This is a genomic window from Kribbella sp. VKM Ac-2566, assembly GCF_004366005.1.
Taxonomy (GTDB): domain Bacteria; phylum Actinomycetota; class Actinomycetes; order Propionibacteriales; family Kribbellaceae; genus Kribbella; species Kribbella pratensis.
This window is the reverse complement of sequence record NZ_SODT01000012.1, coordinates 667,798-689,281: the sequence shown is the minus strand read 5'-3', so window position 1 is coordinate 689,281 and position 21,484 is coordinate 667,798. Positions and strand designations below refer to the sequence as shown.

Here is a 21,484-nt window from a genome sequence, read left to right as displayed (position 1 = left end):
CGGCCGGGCGATGACGACGAGCGGACCCGTGGCAGACGGCGACGACGGCAGCGACGGTGGCGGCGACGGTACGGCGGGCAGCACCCGCCGGAGTCACCGGGTCACGATCAGCGATCTCGCACGCCGCCTGCACATCTCGAAGGCGTCCGTCTCGTACGCGCTGAACGGCCGCGCCGGGGTCAGCGACGAGACGCGCCAGCGAGTGCTCGACCTGGCCGAGGAGCTGGGCTTCCACCCGAACTCCGCCGCGGTCGCGCTGTCGGCGAGCCGCACCCGGACGATCGGAATCGTGATCGCCAGGGACCCCGCGCTGATCTCGACCGAAGCGTTCTACATGCGCACGCTGGTCGGCATCGAGCAGTACCTGAACGAGGTCGACTCGTCGCTGCTGCTCCGGCTCACGGGCGAGCACGGCGAGGACCTCGACGTACTCCGGCGGTGGTCGCGGCAGGGGCGCGTGGACGGGTTCATCCTGTTCGACGAGCACGACGACGACCCGCGGATCCCGGTCCTGAAGGAGCTCGGGGTGCCGTGCGTGGTGGTCAGCTCGAACGCGCCGGACGACTCGGTCGGGCGATTGATCAGCTCGCCGGAGGAGACCGTCACACTGCTGCTCGATCACCTGGTCGAGCTCGGGCACACGAACGTCGCACACATCAGCGGGCCGTTCACGTTCATCCATGAACGGTTGCGGGTGCAGACGCTGCGGGAACACGCGGCGCGGCACGGGATGACGGTGCGGCACATCGAGGGCAGTTACCGGTACGACGACGGCGCGGAACTCACCCGCCGGTTGCTGACCGGCCCCAATCCGCCGACAGCGATCGTGCTCGGGAACGACCTGATGGCGGTCGCGGCGCTCCGGGTCGCGATGGATCTGGGTACGGCGGTGCCCGGCGAGGTCTCGATCGTCGCCTGGGACGACTCGCCGCTGTGCGAACTCGCGCGGCCCGGGATCACCGCGGTCGACCAGAAGACCATGGAACGCGGCCGCGCCGCCGCCGACCTGCTGCTCCGGATCGTCACCGGCGACCACGCGCTCCACGAGGAGGCTCCGGCCGGCGAACTCCGTCACCGCGAGTCGTCGGGCCCAGCACACTCCTGAAACGTCGACACAGTTTGAAGACTGTGTGAAATCGGGCTCTCGCAGAGAGTGTTGGATTGCGCTTGCCGGGCTCCGGGTGAAGATTGGCCGGGTCACGAGGTCGTAACGAAGACGCCTCTACTGAACCGGTTAGGGTTACGGAACTTAACCGGTTAGGCCAGTATGGGGCCGATCCGCCTCCGCAGCTCTGCGGGGGCTCGAGACGGGACGAGGGAGTCCGACGTGAGACTGCGTTCGCTTGTAGCCGCGGTTGCGGCGACCGCCATGGGAATCAGCCTCGCCGCCTGTGGTGGCGGCGACAAGGACGATTCCTCCGGCGGCAGCACCGGTGACCAGACGCTGACCTACTGGGCCAGCAACCAGGGCACCAGCCTCGACAACGACAAGGAGGTCCTGACCCCGGTCCTGCAGAAGTTCACCCAGGAGACCGGGATCAAGGTGAACCTCGAGGTGATCGGCTGGAACGACCTGCAGACCCGGATCCAGACCGCGATCACCTCGGGTCAGGCGCCGGACGTGGTCAACATCGGCAACACCTGGGCGGCCTCGCTGCAGGCCACCGACGCGTTCCTGCCGTTCGACGGCGACGCGATGACCGCGATCGGGGGCAAGGACAAGTTCGTGCCGACGGCTCTGGCGACCGGCGGCAAGGAAGGCACCGACCCGACCTCGGTCCCGCTCTACGGTCTGGCCTACGGCCTGTACTACAACAAGGCGATGTTCGCCGCGGCCGGCCTGCAGCCGCCGAAGACCTGGGAAGACATGGTCGCCGCGGCCAAGAAGCTGACCAACCCGGCGAAGAACCAGTGGGGTATGGCGCTGGCAGCCGGCAGCTACACCGAGAACGTGCACTTCGCATTCATCAACGCGGCGCAGAACAAGGCCGACTGGTTCAACAGCGACGGCAAGCCGATCTTCACCGGTGACGGCAACGTACAGGGCGTCCTGCGGTACCTCGACCTGATGCAGAAGGACAAGGTCGCGAACCCGTCGAACGCGCAGTACGACAACGGCACCAAGTCGGTGAACGACTTCGCCACCAAGAAGGTCGCGATGGTCATCAACCAGAACAACGCCGACTCGTCGATCGTTGCCAACGGCATGAAGGCCGGCGAGTACGGCGTCGTACCGTTCCCGGCTCCGACCGGTGGCGAGCAGGTGGCCAGCCACGTGGCAGGTATCAACCTGTCGGTCTTCAAGAACACCAAGCACAAGGACGCGGCGCTGAAGTTCGTGAAGTACATGACGGACGCGAACACCCAGACCACGCTGGGCAAGCCGTTCTCCTCGCTGCCGGTGCTGAAGGACGCCAAGCCGGTCTTCACCACCGACGCAGCCGAGGCGGCCACCTTCCAGGACGTCTACAACACCAAGTCCAAGCCGCTGCCGCTGGTGCCGGCCGAGGACCAGTTCGAGAGCACTGTCGGCAAGGCGATGAACGCCATGTTCGCCAAGATCGCGACCGGCGGGACGGTGACCGCCGACGATGTGAAGGCGGCCCTCAAGACCGCCGAGGACCAGGTCGCCGCCAGCAGCTGACGTACGGCGCTTGCGTCCGGAGAACCGGTGGTACCTCTCGCCGGTTCTCCGGACGCAACGCACGTGTCCACTGCGATCCGAGAGACAGGAGGCGACCACCCGGATGTCCGTCGCAACCGAAACCGCCGCTCCGGCACCGGCCCCGCCGAGGAAGCGAAGCCGGCTCGAACACCGGCCCGGCCTGAACCGGTGGCTGCCGTACGCGCTGCTGGCCCCGGCAGTGCTGCTGGAACTGTTCATCCACATCATCCCGATGCTGGTCGGGATCTGGATGAGCTTCGTCAAACTGACCAAGTTCTTCATCGCGAACTGGTCCTCCGCGCCCGGTGCCGGGCTCGGCAACTACAAGGTCGCGCTCGACTTCAACAACGCGGTAGGGCAAGGGCTGCTGAAGTCCTTCGGCGTCACGGTCGTCTTCTCGCTCGTCACGGTCGCGTTCTCGTGGGTGCTGGGGATGGCCGCCGCGGTCGCCCTGCAGCCGGAGTTCCGCGGCCGGGGCATCGTCCGCACCTTGTTTCTGGTGCCGTACGCGCTCCCGGCGTACGCCGGAATCCTGACCTGGAACTTCATGCTCCAGCGCGACACCGGCGCGGTGAACCACGTCCTCGAGCAGCTGCACCTCAGCGACGGCAGGACGTTCTGGCTGATCGGCGGCAACGCGCTGATCTCGCTGATCACGGTGGCCGGCTGGAAGCTGTGGACGTTCGCGTTCCTCACGTTGATGGCCGGTATGCAGAGCATCCCGCGGGACCTCTACGAGGCCGCGTCGGTGGACGGGGCCGGCAACATCCGGCAGTGGCGCAACATCACGCTCCCCTCACTGCGGCCGGTGAACCTGGTGCTCGTCCTCGTGCTGTTCCTGTGGACGTTCAGCGACTTCAACACGCCGTACGTGCTGTTCGGTACGGCGCAGCCGCCGGCCGGTGACCTGATCACGTTCCACATCTACAACGCGTCGTTCCTGACCTGGAACTTCGGCACCGGTGCGGCGATGTCCGTGCTGCTGCTGATCTTCCTGATGATCGTCACCGGCGCCTATCTGCTCGTCACCGGAAGGAGGTCGCGTCGTGCGTGAGACCAGGGGTTTCAAGATCTACCGCGGTGTCACCCTCACAGTGCTCGGGTTGTTCGTCCTGGTGCCGCTGTACGTGATGATCACGTCGTCGCTCAAGCCTCTGAAGGACGTGCAGGGCGCGTTCACCTGGTGGCCGTCGAACCTGACGCTGGCGCCGTTCGTGGACATGTGGAAGACGGTGCCGCTGGCGAAGTACTTCGTGAACTCGACGATCGTGTCGGTGGCGGCGACGGTGTTCTCGGTGGCGATCGCGATCCTGGCCGCGTTCGCGGTGTCGCGGTTCAAGTTCCGCGGGCGGACCGTGTTCACGACGACGGTGCTGTCGACGCAGATGTTCCCGGGTGTGCTGTTCCTGCTGCCGTTGTTCCTGATCTTCGTGAACATCAACAACTCGTTCGGGCTGCAGCTGGTCGGGACGCGACTCGGGCTGATCATCACGTACCTGACGTTCAGCTTGCCGTTCTCGATCTGGATGCTAGCCGGGTACTTCGACAGCATCCCGCGCGAGCTGGACGAGGCGGCGCTCGTGGACGGCTGCGGTCCGATGGGCGCGCTCTGGCGCGTCGTACTGCCCGCGGCGCGACCTGGTGTGATCGCTGTGGCGATCTACTCGTTCATGACCGCGTGGGGCGAGGTCCTGTTCGCGTCCGTGATGACCACCGAGGCCAACCGCACACTCTCGGTCGGTCTGCGCCAGTACTCCACGCAGACCAACATCTACTGGAACCAGATCATGGCCGCCGCTCTAGTCGTCAGCGTCCCCGTCGTCATCGGCTTCCTCCTGGCCCAACGCCACTTCGTCGCCGGCGTTACGGCAGGTGCGGTGAAGTAGGTCAGACGAAGAGCTTTTCGCCCCAGTACCCGCCGGGGGTGACCCCGGCGGGGCAGGCGAAGATGCCGGAACCCACGTGGTGGATGTATTCGTTCATCGTGTCGTTCTTGGCCAGTTGGTTCTGGATGGGGATGAACTGTTTGCGCGGGTCGCGTTGGTAGGCGAGGAAGAACAGGCCCGCGTCGAGGCGGCCGAGGCCGTCCGAGCCGTCGACGAAGTTGTAGCCGCGACGTAGCAGTTCGGCGCCGTTGTTGAACTGCGGGTGCGCGAGCCGCACATGCGAGTCCATCGGCACCTTCGGCAGGCCGTCGGAGTTCTTCGCGGTGAAGTCGATCGCGTCGAACTCGTCCGCCTTGCCCAGCGGGGCGCCGGTGCCCTTCCCGCGGCCGATGATCGTCTCCTGCTCGCCGAGCGACGTACGGTCCCAGGTCTCGATGTTCATCCGGATCCGCCGCGACACCAGGTACGCGCCGCCGACCATCCACTCCGGGCCGTCCTCGGGCTGCACCCACAGCTGCTGCTCGAGCTTGTCGGCTTCCTCGAGCTTGAGGTTGTTCGTCCCGTCCTTGAACCCGAACAGGTTCCGCGGCGTCGCCTGCGCCCGCGACGTCGACGACGTACGGCCGAATCCGAGCTGCGAGTACCGTACGGCGACCCGCCCGAACCCGATCCGCGCCAGGTTCCGGATCGCGTGTACGGCGACCTGCGGGTCGTCCGAACACGCCTGTACGGCGATGTCGCCGCCGGACCGCGCCGGGTCGAGGTCGTCGCCGATGAAGTGCGGCAGGTCGACCAGCGCCTTGGGACGCTTGGCCGCGAGCCCGAACCGCTTGTCGAACAACGACGGCCCGAATCCGACAGTGATCGTCAGCCGCGCCGGCGGCAGGCCGACCGCCTCACCGGTGTCCTCAGGAGGCGCCTCGCCCGGCCCGTTCACGGCGCCGTACTGACCGATGTCGCGACCGGCGGTGAGCAGCGCCGCTGCGGCGGTCCACTCCTTCAGCAACGCGATCAGGTCGTCCCGCTTCGTCGTGGTCACGTCGAAGGCGGCGAAGTGCAGCCGGTCCTGGACCGGCGTGGTGATCCCGGCCTGGTGCGGGCCGTGGAACTCGACCGGCCCGTTGTTGTCCGCGGCGTGCGACTCCTCACCGGACAGCGCCGAGTGCGCGGCGTACCCCGCGACTCCAGTCGCGACCGCGGCACCCGCGGCCCCGAACAGGCCGCGGCGAGAGATCCCCTTGTGCTCACTCATTTCTTCGCGAGCACCCCGGCGACCTTGCTGACCGGCTCGGCCAGCCCGTCGACGACCGCGCCGAGAGCCTTCTTCTCGGCCTCGGTCGCGGTGTACGGCTTGAAGCCGTCACCGTCGCGGTACTTGTCCAGCGACGCGAAGACGGCCTTGAACTGGGCGTCCAGCTGGGTGACGAGCGCCGCGTCGCGCTTCTGCAGGGCCGGGCGGAGCGCCTGGATCGCGGCCTGTGAGCCCTCGACGTTCGCCTCGAAGTCCCACAGGTCGGTGTGCGAGTAGCGGTCTTCCTCGCCGGTGACCTTGCCGGTCGCGACCTCGTCGAGCAGTTCCTTGGCGCCGTTCGCCAGCTGCAGCGGGGTGAGCTTGACGACCTTCGCCTTCGCGACCACCGTCTTCACATCGGTCAGCAGCAGGTCGGCGTACTTCTCCATGCCCTTGGTGGAGTTGGAGACCCACAGCGCCTGCTCGATCCGGTGGTACCCGGTCCACTCGGTGCCCGGCTCGACGTCGTTGACGCGGGCGTCGATCTTCGGGTCGAGGTCACCGAACGACTCGGCGACCGGCTCGATCCGCTCCCAGTACGTGCGCGACACCGGGAACAGCGCCTTCGCCTTCGCGACGTCGCCGGCCTTCACCGCGGTCACGAATTCGGTGGTCTTCTGCTCCAGCGCGACCGCCTGCGAGTTCACGTACCGCTGGTAGCCCTCGGTCGCCTGCTTCAGCGCGGTGTCGGTGTCGGCCTGCGCGGGCGCGTCGCCGGTGACGGTGAGGTCGCCGCGGATCCCGTCGCCGACCATGCCCGGCTTGCAGACCGCCTGGTACTTACCGGTCGGCAACTCGACGATCAGGTCCCGCTTCAGGCCCGGTCCGATGTTCTCGACCTCACCCATCACCCGGTCGCCGTCGGCGTACACGTAGAACTCGGTGACCTTGCTGCCGCCGTTCGTGACCGAGAACGTGCTGGTCCCGGACTTCACGTCGCGGCGGCTCAGGTCGCAACCCGAGTCGGACGCCTTCACCGACACCGGGCCGGTGCTGTCGTCCTTCGCCGCGGGCTCGTCCTTCGCACACGCGGTCAGCGCGGCGAGGCCGAGGACGACACCGAAAATGGAGGCCCGACGGGCCAGTGAGGTGGACATGGTTCTCCTGGTGTTCAGGCCGCGTTGTGAGCGGTCGTCGCCGGTACGGCGGGTGGTGTGGAGCTCTTCACCGGACGGAAGTAGAGCACCATCACCGGGACGAGATAGACGACCCACGCGATCGCCTCCAGCACGGACGGTGCCGGGTTGAAGTTGAAGATGCCCTTCAGCAGTACGCCGTACCAGCTGTCCGGCGGGATCACGTGGGAGATGTCGAAGGCCAGCGTGTGCAGGCCGGGCAGGATGTTCGCCTCCTGCAGGTCGTGGAAGCCGTACGCGAAGATGCCGGCCGCGACCAGGATCAGCACCGCGCCGGTCCACTTGAAGAACACGGCCAGGTTGATCTTCACGGCGCCCTTGTAGATCGCGACGCCGAGCAGCACCGCGGTCGCGAGCCCGAGCAGGACGCCGACGAACGGTACGGCGGTGGTCGCGGTGGCGGCCGACGCGTACACGATGAACGCGGTCTCGATGCTCTCCCGGAACACCGCCAGGAAGGCGAGAATGACGACCGCGCGCGACCCCACCTCGAGCGCCTGCCCCATCCGCTCGCGCAGTTCCCTGGCGATGCTGCGGGAGGCCTTGCGCATCCAGAAGATCATCCAGGTGACGAAGCCGACCGCGAGGATCGACATCACCCCGCCGACGGTCTCCTGGGTGGTGAACGACTTCGCGGTCAGCGCGGTGACGAACTGGAGCAGACCCCAGGCGGCGACCGCCACGGCCAGCGCCGTGGCGACACCGATCCAGACCAGTTTGAGTCGATCCCGGTGGCCCGACTTGACCAGGAAGGTGGCGAGGATGCTGACGACCAGCGAGGCCTCGAGTCCTTCACGAAGTCCGATCAGGTAGTTCGCGAGCATGGCGGGACTCTCTCAGTGCGGTGTTACGGCATTAGGTACGGCTAACCTTCCTGAGGTTAACCTAAGAAGTCCCATTCGCCTACCGTGATGTACGCCGCACTGTGGCCCGGGCCTTCACCCAACCGGGACTCGATCAACTGCAGGCTGCCCGCGGTCCACGTCGGGCTTTGGTAGGTGTCGAAGACGCGCATCCAGCGGGTGACGTCGATCGGCCGGCGCAGCCGCGCCAGCGTGACGTGCGGCGTGAATTTCCGGCCCTCGACGGTCACACCGGCCCGGTTGGCGGCCGCCTTCGCCGTCATCGACAGGTGTTTCAGCGACTCGGTCTCGTCACGCACCCCGACATACAGCACGCGGGCATCCGGGACACCGGGGAACGCGCCCGCCCCGGCCAGTTGCAGCTCGAACGGTTTCTGTCGCTTGGCGGCGAGCTCCAGCCGCTCCTCGAGTTCCTCGGTCTTCCAGTCCGGCACCTCACCCAGGAACGCCAGCGTGAGATGCCAGTGCTCGTCCGAAGCCCACCGGATGTCGTCGTCCGGATGGTCCCGGCGCGGCTCGACGAACTCGCTCAGATCCTCCACTACCTCTTGAGGTGGCACTACGGCCACGAACAATCGCATCCGAAAATGCTATCGGTGGTGGAAACTGCTTTTGTGTCCGAGTTCAAGCTGCCTTCGCCGTGTGTGGTGATCCTGGTGGGTCCGGGGGCCTCCGGGAAGTCGACGTGGGCGGCGGAGCATTTCGGGGCTGAGCTGGTGGTGTCGAGTGATCGGCTGCGGGCGTTGGTCGGGGCCGGTGAGGACGACATCGCGGCGAGTGCCGACGCGTTCGCGTTGCTGGAAGAGGTGGTGCGGCAACGGATCGGGCGGCGGCTGACGACTGTCGTCGACACCTTGGGGTTGGACCGCGAGAAGCGGGTGCGCTGGCTCAGCCTGGCTCGCGAGGCCGGGATGCCCTGTGTCGCGGTGGGTTTCGACACGCCGGGCGAGGAGTGCCGGCGGCGGAATCGGGAGCGTACGGCGAAGCGGATCCCGGCCGACGTACTGGCGTCGCAGCTACGGACCTGGGCTTCGGTGAAGCAGGAGCTGCCGACGGAGGGGTACGACGACGTACTACAGCCGACTGCCGTGCGAGTGGTGCCGAACGCCTTCGTGGAGTCGACCGCGGCGCACGCGCGGCAATCCGAGACGCCTGTGGGGTTGCGGTTCGGACTGCAACTGAGCAGATATCCGGGCGGTCGGGAGGGCCTGGCTTCGTGGGTTCGTGAGGTGGCGGAGCGGGCCGAGGCGGTCGGGTTCGACGCGATCTACGTGATGGATCACTTCCGGCAGATCCCGCAGGTGGGGCGGGCGTGGGAGGACTTCCTGGAGAGCTGGACGACGCTCGGGTACCTGGCCGCGTGCACGACCCGCGTTCGGCTGGGGACGCTGGTTTCGGGCATCACGTACCGGAACGTCGCCCACCTCGGAAAGATCGCGGCGACGCTGGATGTGTTGAGTGGTGGGCGGGCGGTGTGCGGGGTCGGGCTCGCGTGGTTCGAAGCGGAGCACAAGGCGTACGGCTGGCCGTTTCCGCCAGTGAGTGAACGCTATGCGTTGCTCGAGGACGCCTTGCAGTTGTTGCCGGTCTTATGGGGCCCTGGCAACAAACCGTTCCGCGGCAAGGTTCTCGACGTACCGGACACCACTTGTTATCCGCGTCCGCTGCAAGAACACCTGCCCGTGCTCGTCGGCGGGAGTGGGCCGCGGACACTGCGCCTGGCCGGGCGGTACGCGGATGCGGTGAATGTGTTCGGGGATGTCGCCGCTGTCCGGAAGGCTGCCGGCTACCTGGGCGATCGACCGGTTGAGCTGACGCATCTGTCGACAACTCTGGTGGGCAAGGACTCGCAGCAGTTGGACGAGCTCGTACGGCGGTTGCGTCCGCGGAACGTGAACCCGGCCAAGTACGCGGCCTCCGTGAACGCCGGCACCGTCGACGATCAGATCGGGCGGTTCCGCGAGCTGTCCGAGGCGGGGGTGGCCGAGGTGATGATCAGCCTCCCCGACCTCGACACCCTCGACACGGTGGCCGATGTGATCTCAGCCTTTCGGGTCTAGTTTCAGCTTCAGCAGGGCGTTCTCGATCAGTTCGGGCATGGCCGGGTGGATCCAGTACTGGCCGCGCGCCATCGTGTACGCGTCCAGTCCGAAGCTCATCGCCTGGATCACCGGCTGGATCACGGTGGGCGCCTGCGGGCCGATCACGTGGCAGCCGAGGATCTGCCCGCTCTCCGGGTCGGCGAGCACCTTTGCGAACCCGGTGGTGTCCTCCATCGCCCAGCCGTACGCGATGTCGGCGTACTGCTGAACCGCTTTCACATAAGGGATTCCGCGTTCCTGCGCCTGCTCCTCGGTGAGGCCGACGGACGCGATCTGCGGCGCGCTGAAGACCGCGTGCGGGACGAAGCGGTGGTCGGCCTCGATCCGGTCGTCGGGGTTGAGCAGGTTGTGCTTCACCACCCGGGCCTCGTGGTTCGCGACATGCTTCAGCTGGTGCGGAGTGGTCACATCGCCGAGCGCGTAGATGCCGTCGACGTTGGTCTGCTGGTATTTGTCCACGACCACGCGGCCCTCGTGGTCGACCTCGACGCCGGTCGCGTCCAGGTTCAGCAGGTCCGAGTTCGCTTCCCGGCCGACCGCGACCAGCAGCTCGTCGACGACCAGCTCGTCGGAGCCTTCCGGATGCAACATGCCGAGCAGGATCGAGCCGTCGTCACGCCGTGCCACCCGGACGGTTTCGTGGTTCAGGCGTACGTCGTACTTGTCCTGGGCGATCTCGGTGTAACGCTCGGCGAGCTCGCCGTCCTCGTGCCGGAGCAGCAGGCTGGAACGGGCGATGATCGTCACCTCGACGCCGAACGACGCGAAGACGTGCGCGAACTCGGCCGCGACGAACCCGCTGCCGATGATCGCGAGCCGGCGCGGCAGTTCCTCGAGGCGCATGATCGTGTTCGACGTGTGGAACCCGGTCTCCTCGAGGCCCGGAATCGGGGGCACGATCGGCCGGCTGCCGCTGGCGATCACGAACCGGTCCGCGCTGAACACGCTCGTCGACGCGTCCTTGCCGTCGACCGTCATTTCCTTGAACCCGGTGAACCGGCCGGTTCCGTCGTACACGGTGACGTTCGCGTTGTCCGGGTTGTGGTGCCGGTACTCCGAGCCGCCCGCCGCGATCGGATCGATCCGGCCGAAGATCCGGTCCCGGACGTCGGTCCAGCGGACGTCGAGCAACTGCTCGTCGACGCCGTACCGCGCACTCACCGACGGGGTCGCGGCCACGTCGGCGGCGTGCACGAACATCTTGGTCGGGATGCACCCGACGTTCAGGCAGGTGCCGCCGAACGTGCCGCGCTCGACGATCGCCACCTTCCAGTCGGCGAACCGCCGATTGACGATGGTGTTACCGGAGCCGGTCCCGATGATGACGAGGTCGTAATGGGTCACACCTCATTGTGCGCGTTACGCGCAACTGGCCCGGTGACCGGGGAGGATGAGCGGGTGGCACTCGGTGAGCTGACGAGCACGTACGGCACGGTCGTCTGGGACGGCATCGGCACTCTCCGGATCCGGTACGGCGGGACGCTCGTACGGACTCGTCTGGGTGAGCGGATCGTGCCCGTCGAGGCACTGCGCGCCGTTGAGCTCACCGAGGCGGGACTCCGGCTCGTACTTCGTGACGGCGCCGACCCGCTGCAGTCGGTGACGCAGCCGATCGAGCTCTACGACTTCCCGGGCGTCGATCACCAGGTCGCCGAGGGGATCGCCCGTGACATCGGCCAGGCCCTCGTGCGTCGCGACGTACCGCAGACGGCCGCCACCGCGTGGCTGGTCGCGCCGCCACCCGCGCCCGACCGGATCGAGGGGCGGGACGCGACGCTCGCGGTGGCGAACGGGCAGCTCACGTTCAAGTACCACCGGTCCGTGGGCCGTCAGAAGAAGGCACTCGGCGATCCGTGGTCGGTGCCGCTCGGGGACATCGTCGACGTGGAATGGGCGCCGTCGGCCGGCCTCGGCGCGCGTGGATTCCTCCGGATCAGCACGTCCGCGACCCCCGACGTACGCCCGAAGCCCAAGCACGACCCCGCGGCAATGCTCACCCGACGCGCAGCCGAAGCCGACGCACTCTTCTTCGCCGCGCGCCTACTGACCCGAATCCGCCCCTAGGCGACCTGGGGCTTCTTCTGTGGTACGTCGGGTGCGTCGACGACTGCCTTCTCGCCGAGTAGTTCGGTCTGGGGCAGGACCTCGAGGTGGGGGCGCGGGAGCAGCCGCGGGCGGATCGCCAGACCACGCCGGCGGGAGAAGTACAGTACCGAGCCGACCGTGCCGAGCACGGTGAGCCCACCGCCGACGATCAGCGACCAGCGGGCGCCCATCACCTGCCCGATCCAGCCGATGAACGGCGACCCGAGCGGCGTGCCGCCCATCAGGACCGTCATGTACAGCGCCATCACCCGGCCGCGCATCGTCGGCTCGATGCTCAACTGCATCGTCGCGTTCGCCGAGGTGAGCATGGTGAGGGAGGTCAGTCCGACCAGGGGCAGAACGAGCGCGAAGGTCAGGTACGTCGGCATCAGCGCACTCACGATCTCGAGCAGACCGAACGCCACCGCCGCACCGATCACGAGCCGCGCGCGGATCCGGACCCGCCGGGCCGCGAGCAAGGCGCCGGACAGCGAGCCGATCGCCAGGATCGAGCCGAGAATGCCGTACTCCCCCGCGCCCTTGTGGAACGCACTCGTCGCCATCAGCGCCGAGGTCATCTGGAAGTTCAGCCCGAAGGTGCCGGCGAAGAAGACCGCGACCAGGACCATCATCAGGTCGGGCCGCCGCCACAGGTACCGCATACCGTCGCGGATCATGCCCTTGTCCCGCGCAGCGGGCTTCGGCGTGTGCAGTTCACCGGTGCGCATCAGCCGCAGCGACACGATCACCGCGGCATAGGTGAACCCGTTGATCATGATCACCGGACCGGTGCCGATCCAGTTGATCAGCAGACCGGCCAGCGCCGGACCGAGCAGCCGGGCCGCGTTGAAGGAGGCCGAGTTCAGTCCGACAGCGTTCGAGAGTTCGTCGCGGCCGACCATCTCGACCACGAAGGCCTGCCGGGTCGGGGCGTCGAACGCCGTACCCACACCGAACAGGAGAGCCAGCAGATACACGTGCCACGTCTGCACGACGCCGGCGATCGTCAGACCACCGAGGGTCAGAGCGACGGTGGCCATCGCGATCTGGGTGAGCGTCAGCACGGTCCGCTTCGGAAACCGGTCGGCGATCAGACCGGCGTACGGGCCGAGCAGGAGCGCCGGCAGGAACTGGAGGCCGGTGACGATGCCGAGCGCCGTACCCGAATGGGTCAGCTCCAGGACCAGCCAGTCCTGGGCGACCCGCTGCATCCAGGTGCCGACGTTGGAGATGATCGCGCCCGAGGCGTAGAGCCGGAAGTTCCGGACCTTGAACGCGCGGAAGGTGGGGCTCATCGAGCCGCCAGTCGTTCGAGAACAGGTGCTGCCTTGCGCAGGATGTCGCGCTCCTCAGGGGTCAGTTGCTTGAGCTTCTTGTGCAGCCACTCGTCGCGGCGCTTGCGGTTCGCCAGGATCAGCTCGTCGGCGCGGGCGGTCAGCTCGACGACGATCTGCCGCTTGTCGGTCGGATGCGGGCGGCGGACCACCAGGCCCGCATCCGCCATGTTCGTCACGATCCGCGTCATCGACGGCGGCTTCACCTGCTCGTGGGCGGCCAGCTCGCCGATCGTCATCGCCTCGTGCTTGGCCAGCGCGCCGAGCACGCTGAGCTGGTTCGCGGTGAGGTCGTGACCGGGCTCGCGCTGCCGGCGGATCTGCCGGGACAGCCGCAGGGTCGACGACCGCAGAGCACTCGCCAGCCCGACATCACTCTTCACCTGCTGCGCTACGACTTCGGGCATGTCTTTACCTTAACTCATTACCTTTGCTAACTAAAAACGTTGGACCGCCAGCTGGTATTCCCCGCGAGGTGGCGGCCGATAGAGTTCGCGCTCATGGGGACGACGGCGGAGCTGGAGCGGTACGAGCAGAGGTTCCGGCGGGCGGGACTGCCGCTGTTCATCGAGGACTTCTCGCCGACACACGACATCTTCACGCGGGCGGCGCCACTGCTGGTGCTGGTGTTCCTGGCCGAGATGCTCGGCGCCACGTCGCTCGAATGGGACTGGTGGCAGAACCTGCTGGCCGCGATCGGCGGCCTGGTCGCACTGATCGCCGGGTTCGGCCTGCTCAACGGGCTACGAGGGCGACCGTTCGGATCGTTGCCCACCCGCTTCGGGACTCCGGAGCTGGCGGTGTTCGTCTTGCTGCCGGCGTTGCTCCCGGTAGTCACGCAAGGACAGGTCAAGCAGTTCTTCGGCGTAGCCTTCGGCAACCTCGTGCTGGTCGGACTGGTGTACGTCGTGGTCGGCTACGGCTTCATCGCGACCGTCGTCTGGGGAGTACGCCAACTGGCCCGCGAGCTGGCCAACTCGGTCGCCAGCTTCGTCCGGGCGCTGCCGCTCCTGCTGGTCTTCTCGCTGGTGCTGTTCATGACCGCGGACATGTGGCAGGTGTTCGCGTGGATGCCCGCCGCCTTCATCGTCTTCTCCGTGATCGCCTTCACCTTGCTGAGCACGGTGTTCCTGCTGATCCGGTTGCCGCTGGAGGTGGACGCGATCGAGCGCACCGCCGGCTCCGGCCCGCCGCTGAGCCGCAGCCAGCGCTTCAACGTCAGCGTCAGCCTGGTGATCCGGCAGTGGATGCAGGTGCTCGTGGTGAGCGCCGGCGTCGGGCTGTTCTTCATTGCCTTCGGCATGCTCGCGATCAGCGAGCACATCTATCGGCAGTGGGGCGTCGACGCCGGCTCGTGGTCGTACCACGTCGAACTGCTGAACCATCCGCTCGTCCTCAGCGCCTCCCTGATCAAGGTCGCCGTCGGCATCGCGAACTTCACCGGGCTCTACTACTCGATCGCATTGCTCACGGACTCGACGTACCGCACGGAATTCCTCGACCACGTCAGCAACGAACTCCGCGAACTCTTCACCGCAAGAGCCGAGTACCTCGAACTCCGCCGTACCGCTCAGCCGTTCCCGCGGGCCTAGGTCAGCCAGTCGGACAGGGGGCCGATGGCGAAGTAGATGACGAACAGGGCCGCGACGACCCACATCAGCGGGTGCACCTGGCGGGCCTTGCCGCGGACGGTCTTGAGGATCACGTACGAGACGAAACCGGCGCCGATACCGGCCGAGATCGAGTACGTGAACGGCATCAGGACGATCGTCAGGAACGCCGGGAACGCGACCTCGAGGTCGTCGAAGTCGATGCCCTTCACCTGCGTCATCATCAGGAACCCGACCAGGATCAGTGCCGGCGTCGCCGCCTCGTACGGGACCAGCGTCACCAGCGGCGCGACCACCATCGAGATCAGGAAGCAGATCCCGGTCACCACACTCGCCAGCCCGGTCCGCGCGCCTTCACCGACGCCCGAGGCCGATTCGATGTACGACGTGTTGCTCGAGACGGACGCGGCGCCACCGGCGGCGGCCGCGACACTGTCCACGATGAGGATGCGCTGCGAGTTCGGCGGGATGCCGTCGGCGTCGTTCAGGCCCGCCTCGGCCCCGATCGCGGTCATCGTGCCCATCGTGTCGAAGAAGTCGGCGAGCATCAGCGTGAAGATCAGCAGCAGCGCCGACACCACACCGACCTTGTCGAACGAGCCGAACAGGTTGAACTCGCCGACCGTGTCCAGGTTCGGTTTCGTGAACCACTGGTCCGGCAGCTTCGGCACGCTCAGACCCCAGCCGCCGGGGTTCTTGTCGGTGCGGGCGCCGATGTTCGCAACCGACTCGATGACGATCGCCAGCACGGTCGCGGCCAGGATGCCGATCAGGATCGCGCCCTTCACCTTCCGGGCGTACAGCGTGACGATCAGGATCAGGCCGACCACGAAGACCAGCACCGGCCAGCCGCGGAGGTTGCCGCTGACACCGAGTTCGACGGGCGGGCCGCTGAGCGCCGCGGGACGCCGTACGAAGCCCGCGTCGACGACGCCGATGAACGCGATGAACAGGCCGATACCGACGCTGATCGCGACCTTCAGCTGCAGCGGCACCGCCTCGAACACCGCTTTCCGGAAGCCGGTGAGCACCAGGACCAGGATGATCAGGCCCTCGAGGACCACCAGGCCCATCGCGTCCGCCCAGGTCATCTTGGTCGCGATCGAGAACGCGATGAACGCGTTCAGGCCGAGACCGGTGGCGAGTGCGAGCGGGAAGTTCGCGACCAGGCCCATCAGGATCGTGACGACCCCCGCGACCAGCGCCGTCGCGACCGCGATCTTCGCGATCGCCGCCGCCGGGTCGGTGCCGCCGCCGACGAACTGGCCGGCGCCGTCCTTGACGGTGCCGATGATCAGCGGGTTCAGCACGACGATGTAGGCCATCGTGAAGAACGTGACCAGTCCGCCGCGGATCTCCCGGCCGAGCGTGGATCCGCGTTCGCTGATCTTGAAGAACGAGTCCAGAGGACCGGAACCGGAGCGGGCCGTCGCGGCCTGGGGCGAGCTCATGACCGCATCGTGCCAGTTCCTACCGGGCAGTTGCGAGTACTAATCGCAAACGAGGCTAAGGTGGTGCTGTGACGGAGGAGCAGGAGCCGGCCAAGGATCGCATGGAGCGCACGGACAAGAAGCGCACCGACCCGACCAGCCAACTCGCCCGCGGCGAACTGGTGCACGCCGAGGTCAAGCCGCTCGACCTGTCCGGCATCCCCAGCGTGATCACCGGTATCACCCTCTGGGCCGTCGCGTTCGTCGTACTCTTCCTCTTCCGCGGCCGCCTCGAGGACGACGGCCTCGACTGGTGGCTCTGGGTCCCGGTCGCCGGCTTCGGCCTCGGCCTCATCGGCCTCTGGTACTGCAAACGCCGCTGGACCGCCATCCAGGGCGGCCACCGGTCCGCCACCGAGGACTGACCCCGCGCGTCGCCAGTAGGCCGGAGCTCACCGCCCCGGCTTTGCGATCAGTCCTCGGTGGGGGTCAGGTCGAGGGTGTCGTAGCCGGTGGTGTCGAAGGCGTGATCAGGCGTCGGGGGTTCGGCCAGGTCGATGGTGGCGTCGGAGTGGGCGCCGCAGCCGTAGTCGTAGGCGACGACGCGGGCCTCGCCGGGAGCCATTTCGTTGGCGCAGACGCCGAAGGCCTGGCCGAGGCTGTCGGCGAGGCGGATCCAGTAGCCGCACGAGAAACACTTGTACGGGACGGCCTGTGCGATCGCGGACGTCGGACCGAACTCCCCGCCGTACCAGCGCTCGGCGGCGTCTTCACGCCCGTACGGCGAGAGCACGCGCTCACGACCGAGGCCGAGCTCCTCGACGACCGTGAGCACATCCTCCGGTGCGTCCGAGGTCTCGGTGAACCCGGGCTCGAGGCGCGGGTCGTCGGGAAGGGTCGGGAACAGGTCGCCCGGGCGGAGGTCGCCGGGCTGGACACGTTCCGACCACGGGACCCACTCCGGCGCGACGACGGCCTCGTCGCCGGGCAGCATCACGACCTCGTTGATCGTGACGGTCTTGGCGCGGGCCGCGCGCGTCACCGTGACGGCCCAGCGCCAGCCGCGGTACCCGGGGTGGGTGGAGGCGAAGTAGTGGGTGACGAGGCGCTCGCCCTCGACCAGATGACCGAGGTGCTCCCCGACCTGCGCGGCGCCGGCCTCGGCGATCGCGGCCTCGCGGGCCGGTTCGACCGCCGCGACGCAGACGGCGTCGGGCTTCGCACGTACCGGTTCCGGGCTTTTGACGGGAGTCACAATCGCCCATTCTCGCACGCCGCCCGCCGTACGCCGAACCGCCGTCACCCACCCCCGATCAGGGGTCCTTTCGCGCCGTGCCTGCCGTCTGTCCCCGGCACGAGGCAGGATGGATTCATGCAACCCCGCGACCCGAGCGCCTCCGGCGGCAAACGCGACGGCGATCCCGCCGCCGGACGGCCGCGCGCGGACGCCGGGCCCGGCACCACACACACCGGCAACGGCAAGCCGAACGCCGGCCCTGGGAAGGCGGACGGGAAGTCTGCGGGCGAGCGGTTCAGCGATGCCCGGGACCGGGTGGGGACTGCCGGCAAGAAGGTGGGCCACGCCTCGAAGATCGGCGCCGAGGGCGTTGCTTCGGCGTCCAAGAAGGCCGCTGAGGTCGGCAGCAAGGTCGGGCGCGCGACCGGCCGCAGGATCCGCGGCCTGACCAGCGCTCAAGGCGCCGGCGAGTCAGGCCTGTCGCGGCTGATCGAGCTGGGTGCGGTGAACGCGGCAGGCGACACGGCGTTCGCGGTCTCCCTGGCAGGGACGGTGTTCTTCACCGTGCCGAGCGACCAGGCCCGCGACCGGGTGGCGCTGTTCCTGCTGCTGACGATGGCGCCGTTCGCGTTGATGGCGCCGTTGATCGGCCCGATCCTCGACCGGTTCCGGCACGGCCGGCGCTGGGCGATCGGTGCGACCCTCGGCGTCCGCGCGTTCCTGGTCTGGAGCCTGGCGTCGTCGATCGCCGGCCACGGCTCCGCCTGGTTGTATCCGGCCGCCCTCGGCTGCCTGGTCGCATCCAAGGCGTACGGCGTGACCCGCGCGTCCGCCGTACCGCGGCTGCTCCCCAAACAGATCACGCTCGTCACGGCCAACTCCCGGATCTCGCTCGCCGGTGTCGCCGGCGCGACCATCGGCGCCGGGATCGCCGGCGCGTTCGCCGCGATCGGCCCGCAGTGGTCGCTGCGCTGGGCCGCGCTCGTGTACATCGTCGGCCTGGTGCTCGCGATCCGGCTGCCCTCCGCGGTCGACTCCCCCGCCGACGAAGAAGTGACCGGTACGGCGGGACGGGACGCGCGCCGCCGCGCGATCACGGCCGCGGTGGCCCGCGGGATCCGCTGCAACCTGGGACTGCGGTTCGTGTCCGGGTTCCTGACCATGTACCTGGCGTTCCTGCTCCGCGACCAGCCGATCAGCGGGATCAAGGGCGCCGTCGCGGCCGGCGCGGTGATCGCCGCGGCCGGGATCGGGAACAGTCTCGGCACTCTCGTCGGATCGTTGCTCAGGGCCCGCAAACCGGAAGTGGTCGTGCTCGTGGTGCTGCTCGCGGACGCGACCGTGGCGGTCGCGGTCGCGGTGTTGTACGGCCTGCCGATCCTGATAGCCCTGGGCCTGGTCGCGGGTCTGTGCAGCTCGCTCGGAAAGCTGTCGCTGGACGCGATGATCCAGCGCGACGTCCCGGAGTCCGTCCGTACGTCGGTGTTCGCGCGATCCGAGACGGTGCTGCAGCTCGCGTGGGTGCTCGGCGGCGGCTGCGGGATCGTACTGCCGCTGATCCCGCGACTCGGGTTCGGGTTCCTCGCGGGCGTGCTACTGATCGTCGTGTTCCTGGTACTGCGGATGCGTCCGACCGACCGCCCGGCCGAAGGGCCGCTGCGCCCCGGCGGCCTCGGCGGGCCCCGCACCGACCACGCGCCGCATCGGCAGCCGCCGGAGCACCGGCATCCGGCGAGCGACGAGCGCCCGGAGAGCACCACCCGGACGATCCTCAGCGTCGCCGAGCAGCGGGCGAACCGCCAGCGCCGTTCGAGCTCGCACGACGAGCCGACCGTCGAGTGGCGCTCCGGCGATCAGAAGCCGCCGCCCGACCAACCCATGGGCCGCTGGTGGAGCGGTCAGACCGACGAGGACGAGACCACCGGCGAGAACACGGCTCCCTGGTCCGAGGAACCAACCGTCGAACGCGACCGGAACCACCCCTTCAAACGCCGCCCCGGCGGCGATGCCCCGCGCCACCCACCCCGCTGACGCTGGCCGCATCTGATGGGTTAACCCATGAGATGGCGGGTTGGCCCATCGCATACCAGCTGCAAACCCACCATCTCGGGGGTTGACCCCTGAGATGGTGGGCGGCCGCCGCTCGTTGGCGGGTTCAGGCTGCGGGGACTAAGTCGGCCTCCTCGGGGGCGGGTTCCTCAGCGGGGGCGGTGGCGTGGGTGGTGCCGCGCAGGGTGAGGGTGGTGGCTACCGCGGTGGCGAGCAGGAGGACGGCACCGACCAGGGCGACGACGTTCATGCTGTGGGTGAAGGCGTGGCGGGCGGTGGCCAAGACGGTGTCGGCCAACTGCGCGGGCAGGTGGGCGGCTGCGGCAGTCGCCGCGGGCAGACCCTCGCGGACAGGAGCCGCGACACCGGCCGGCAGATTGGACGGGACATCGGCGCGGTAGACCGCAGTACCGATCGATCCCAGGACCGCGATCCCGAGGGCCCCGCCGAACTCCGCGCAGGTCTCCATCACCGCGGACGCCGAGCCGGCGCGCTCCGGAGCAACTGAACCGACGACGGCCTCGGTCACCAGAGTCATCACCATCACCAGACCGGCGGCCAGTAGACCGGCACCGGTGAGCGGCACCGCCAGCGACGAGCCGACGTGCAACTGAGTGAGTACGCCGTAGCCCGAAGCCGCGAGGACGAACGCGCCACCAATCACGTAGGCACGGTCCATCTTCCCGGCGAGCGCGGTGGCCAACGGAGCCGCGCCACCGACCAGTACCGACGGTGCCAGCGACCACAGCGCCGCCTTCAAAGGGCTCAGACCGTGCACCAACTGCAGGTACTGAGTCAGGAACACCGCGTTGCCCATCAGCGCCAGGGTCCCGATGGTGTTCGCCGCCAGCGACCCGCTGAACGCGCGATTCCGGAACATCGACAGGTCGACCATCGGGTGCGCCGCGGTCCGCTGCCGCTGCACGAACAGCACCCCGAACACCAGCCCCGCCACGATCGCGACCACCGGCAGCGCAGACACACCGTGCGCAGCCATCTCCTTAACGCCCCAGATGACGGGAAGGACGGCGGCCAGCGACAGCACCGAACCGAGCAGGTCGAACCGCCCGCGCACCGGAGCCTTGAACTCGGGCAGCAGCACCGGCGCGAGGACGACCAGCAGAACCATCGCCGGGGTGTTGATCAGGAACACCGAACCCCACCAGAAGTGCTCCAGCAGGAACCCGCCGAGCACCGGACCGAGGGTGATCCCGCCCATCATCACCGCGCTCCAGAACGCGATCGCCTTCGACCGCTGCTTCGGGTCGTGGAACATGTTCCGGATCAGCGCCAGGGTCGACGGCATCAGGGTGGCACCGCCGATCCCGAGCAGCGCGCGGGCCGCGATCAGCTGCTCCGGGTTCTGGGCGTACGCCGCCGCGACCGAGGCGACTCCGAAGCCGATCGCACCGAAGAGCAGCAGCCGGCGGCGGCCGATCCGGTCGCCGAGCGAACCCATGGTGATCAGCAGCCCGGCCAGCACGAACCCGTAGATGTCGAAGATCCACAGCTGCTCGGTCGCGTTCACGCCGAGGTCCGCGCTGATGAACGGAACCGCGAAGTACAGCACCGACACGTCCATCGAGACCAGCAGCAGCGGCAGCGCGAGCACCCCGAGCGCGATCCACTCCTTGCGTCCCGCCCGTTCTGTCGAACCCATGACACCCCTCCGGAGTTATCTGTCTACGCCGCACACTGTGTGCGCCATACACAGACCATACACAGGACTGTCTATGCTGTAAACAGATAGGATTCAAGGAAGGTAAAGAGAGCCTCGCTTCGCTCGGCGGAGGGGA

The 21,484-nt window shown here is 68.0% G+C and carries 19 protein-coding genes; 9 read left to right on the top strand and 10 right to left on the bottom strand.

Annotated features, from left to right (window positions below):
* The first annotated feature begins 10 nt into the window (after window positions 1–10).
* The 4 genes from EV647_RS30435 (at window position 11) to EV647_RS30420 (ending at window position 4,551) form a co-directional block, all read left to right on the top strand.
* Complete coding sequence (locus tag EV647_RS30435; protein WP_134008996.1) at window positions 11–1,105, top strand: LacI family DNA-binding transcriptional regulator; 1,095 nt, start codon at window positions 11–13, stop codon at window positions 1,103–1,105.
* Between the two features lie 222 nt (window positions 1,106–1,327).
* Complete coding sequence (locus tag EV647_RS30430) at window positions 1,328–2,644, top strand: ABC transporter substrate-binding protein (protein WP_134008994.1); 1,317 nt, start codon at window positions 1,328–1,330, stop codon at window positions 2,642–2,644.
* Window positions 2,645–2,747: 103 nt separating this feature from the next.
* The gene (locus EV647_RS30425) at window positions 2,748–3,719 is read left to right on the top strand and encodes a carbohydrate ABC transporter permease (RefSeq protein ID WP_134008991.1); all 972 of its coding nucleotides are present in this window, start codon (window positions 2,748–2,750) and stop codon (window positions 3,717–3,719) included.
* Window positions 3,712–4,551: a carbohydrate ABC transporter permease gene (locus EV647_RS30420; protein ID WP_134008989.1), complete on the top strand. Its 840-nt coding sequence runs from the start codon at window positions 3,712–3,714 to the stop codon at window positions 4,549–4,551. The genes EV647_RS30425 and EV647_RS30420 overlap by 8 nt, the downstream gene beginning before the upstream one ends.
* A gap of 1 nt (window position 4,552) precedes the next feature.
* On the opposite strand, the gene efeB is transcribed toward EV647_RS30420, so the two are convergent.
* The 4 genes from efeB to thpR are packed head-to-tail and all read right to left on the bottom strand — an operon-like array spanning window position 4,553 to window position 8,422.
* Window positions 4,553–5,803, bottom strand: coding sequence for an iron uptake transporter deferrochelatase/peroxidase subunit (efeB, locus tag EV647_RS30415; RefSeq protein ID WP_134008987.1), 1,251 nt, complete (start codon window positions 5,801–5,803; stop codon window positions 4,553–4,555).
* Window positions 5,800–6,939 carry an iron uptake system protein EfeO gene (efeO, locus tag EV647_RS30410; RefSeq protein ID WP_134008985.1) on the bottom strand — a complete coding sequence of 380 codons (1,140 nt, stop codon included), beginning with the start codon at window positions 6,937–6,939 and terminating at the stop codon, window positions 5,800–5,802. The genes efeB and efeO overlap by 4 nt, the downstream gene beginning before the upstream one ends.
* 14 nt (window positions 6,940–6,953) lie before the next feature.
* Window positions 6,954–7,802 (bottom strand): iron uptake transporter permease EfeU, encoded by an 849-nt coding sequence (gene efeU / locus EV647_RS30405; RefSeq protein WP_134008983.1) that lies wholly within the window; start codon window positions 7,800–7,802, stop codon window positions 6,954–6,956.
* Window positions 7,803–7,858: 56 nt separating this feature from the next.
* Window positions 7,859–8,422 (bottom strand): RNA 2',3'-cyclic phosphodiesterase, encoded by a 564-nt coding sequence (gene thpR, locus EV647_RS30400; protein ID WP_134008981.1) that lies wholly within the window; start codon window positions 8,420–8,422, stop codon window positions 7,859–7,861.
* 33 nt (window positions 8,423–8,455) lie between these two features.
* Here thpR and EV647_RS30395 point away from each other — a divergent pair, with 33 nt between their 5' ends.
* A complete protein-coding gene (locus EV647_RS30395; RefSeq protein ID WP_238177461.1) occupies window positions 8,456–9,901 on the top strand; it encodes an LLM class flavin-dependent oxidoreductase in 1,446 nt (481 codons plus the stop codon).
* Here the strand turns inward: EV647_RS30395 and EV647_RS30390 are convergent.
* Window positions 9,884–11,287, bottom strand: coding sequence for a mycothione reductase (locus tag EV647_RS30390; RefSeq protein WP_134008977.1), 1,404 nt, complete (start codon window positions 11,285–11,287; stop codon window positions 9,884–9,886). The two genes, EV647_RS30395 and EV647_RS30390, sit on opposite strands and share 18 nt — an antisense overlap.
* 54 nt (window positions 11,288–11,341) lie before the next feature.
* On the opposite strand from EV647_RS30390, the gene EV647_RS30385 reads away from it, so the two are divergent.
* Entirely contained in the window at window positions 11,342–12,007 is a 666-nt protein-coding gene (locus tag EV647_RS30385; protein ID WP_134008975.1) for a DUF4429 domain-containing protein, read from the top strand.
* Here EV647_RS30385 and EV647_RS30380 read toward each other — a convergent pair.
* Together EV647_RS30380 and EV647_RS30375 are read right to left on the bottom strand one after the other, a co-directional pair.
* Complete coding sequence (locus EV647_RS30380; protein ID WP_134008973.1) at window positions 12,004–13,323, bottom strand: MFS transporter; 1,320 nt, start codon at window positions 13,321–13,323, stop codon at window positions 12,004–12,006. The two genes, EV647_RS30385 and EV647_RS30380, sit on opposite strands and share 4 nt — an antisense overlap.
* Complete coding sequence (locus tag EV647_RS30375; RefSeq protein ID WP_134008971.1) at window positions 13,320–13,769, bottom strand: MarR family winged helix-turn-helix transcriptional regulator; 450 nt, start codon at window positions 13,767–13,769, stop codon at window positions 13,320–13,322. The genes EV647_RS30380 and EV647_RS30375 overlap by 4 nt, the downstream gene beginning before the upstream one ends.
* Window positions 13,770–13,862: 93 nt before the next feature.
* On the opposite strand from EV647_RS30375, the gene EV647_RS30370 reads away from it, so the two are divergent.
* A complete protein-coding gene (locus tag EV647_RS30370) occupies window positions 13,863–14,954 on the top strand; it encodes a hypothetical protein (RefSeq protein ID WP_134008969.1) in 1,092 nt (363 codons plus the stop codon).
* Here EV647_RS30370 and EV647_RS30365 read toward each other — a convergent pair.
* Window positions 14,951–16,423 carry an NCS2 family permease gene (locus tag EV647_RS30365; protein ID WP_134008967.1) on the bottom strand — a complete coding sequence of 491 codons (1,473 nt, stop codon included), beginning with the start codon at window positions 16,421–16,423 and terminating at the stop codon, window positions 14,951–14,953. The genes EV647_RS30370 and EV647_RS30365 overlap by 4 nt on opposite strands.
* A gap of 68 nt (window positions 16,424–16,491) precedes the next feature.
* Between EV647_RS30365 and EV647_RS30360 the strand changes: the two genes are divergently transcribed.
* Window positions 16,492–16,827, top strand: coding sequence for a DUF2530 domain-containing protein (locus EV647_RS30360; RefSeq protein WP_238177460.1), 336 nt, complete (start codon window positions 16,492–16,494; stop codon window positions 16,825–16,827).
* 47 nt (window positions 16,828–16,874) lie between these two features.
* On the opposite strand, the gene EV647_RS30355 is transcribed toward EV647_RS30360, so the two are convergent.
* On the bottom strand, window positions 16,875–17,657 hold the full coding sequence (locus EV647_RS30355) for a DUF3027 domain-containing protein (protein ID WP_134008965.1): 783 nt from the start codon (window positions 17,655–17,657) through the stop codon (window positions 16,875–16,877).
* Window positions 17,658–17,774: 117 nt separating this feature from the next.
* On the opposite strand from EV647_RS30355, the gene EV647_RS30350 reads away from it, so the two are divergent.
* The gene (locus EV647_RS30350) at window positions 17,775–19,670 is read left to right on the top strand and encodes an MFS transporter (RefSeq protein ID WP_134008963.1); all 1,896 of its coding nucleotides are present in this window, start codon (window positions 17,775–17,777) and stop codon (window positions 19,668–19,670) included.
* Window positions 19,671–19,794: 124 nt separating this feature from the next.
* On the opposite strand, the gene EV647_RS30345 is transcribed toward EV647_RS30350, so the two are convergent.
* Window positions 19,795–21,348 (bottom strand): MFS transporter, encoded by a 1,554-nt coding sequence (locus EV647_RS30345; protein WP_134008961.1) that lies wholly within the window; start codon window positions 21,346–21,348, stop codon window positions 19,795–19,797.
* Window positions 21,349–21,484: the final 136 nt, after the last annotated feature.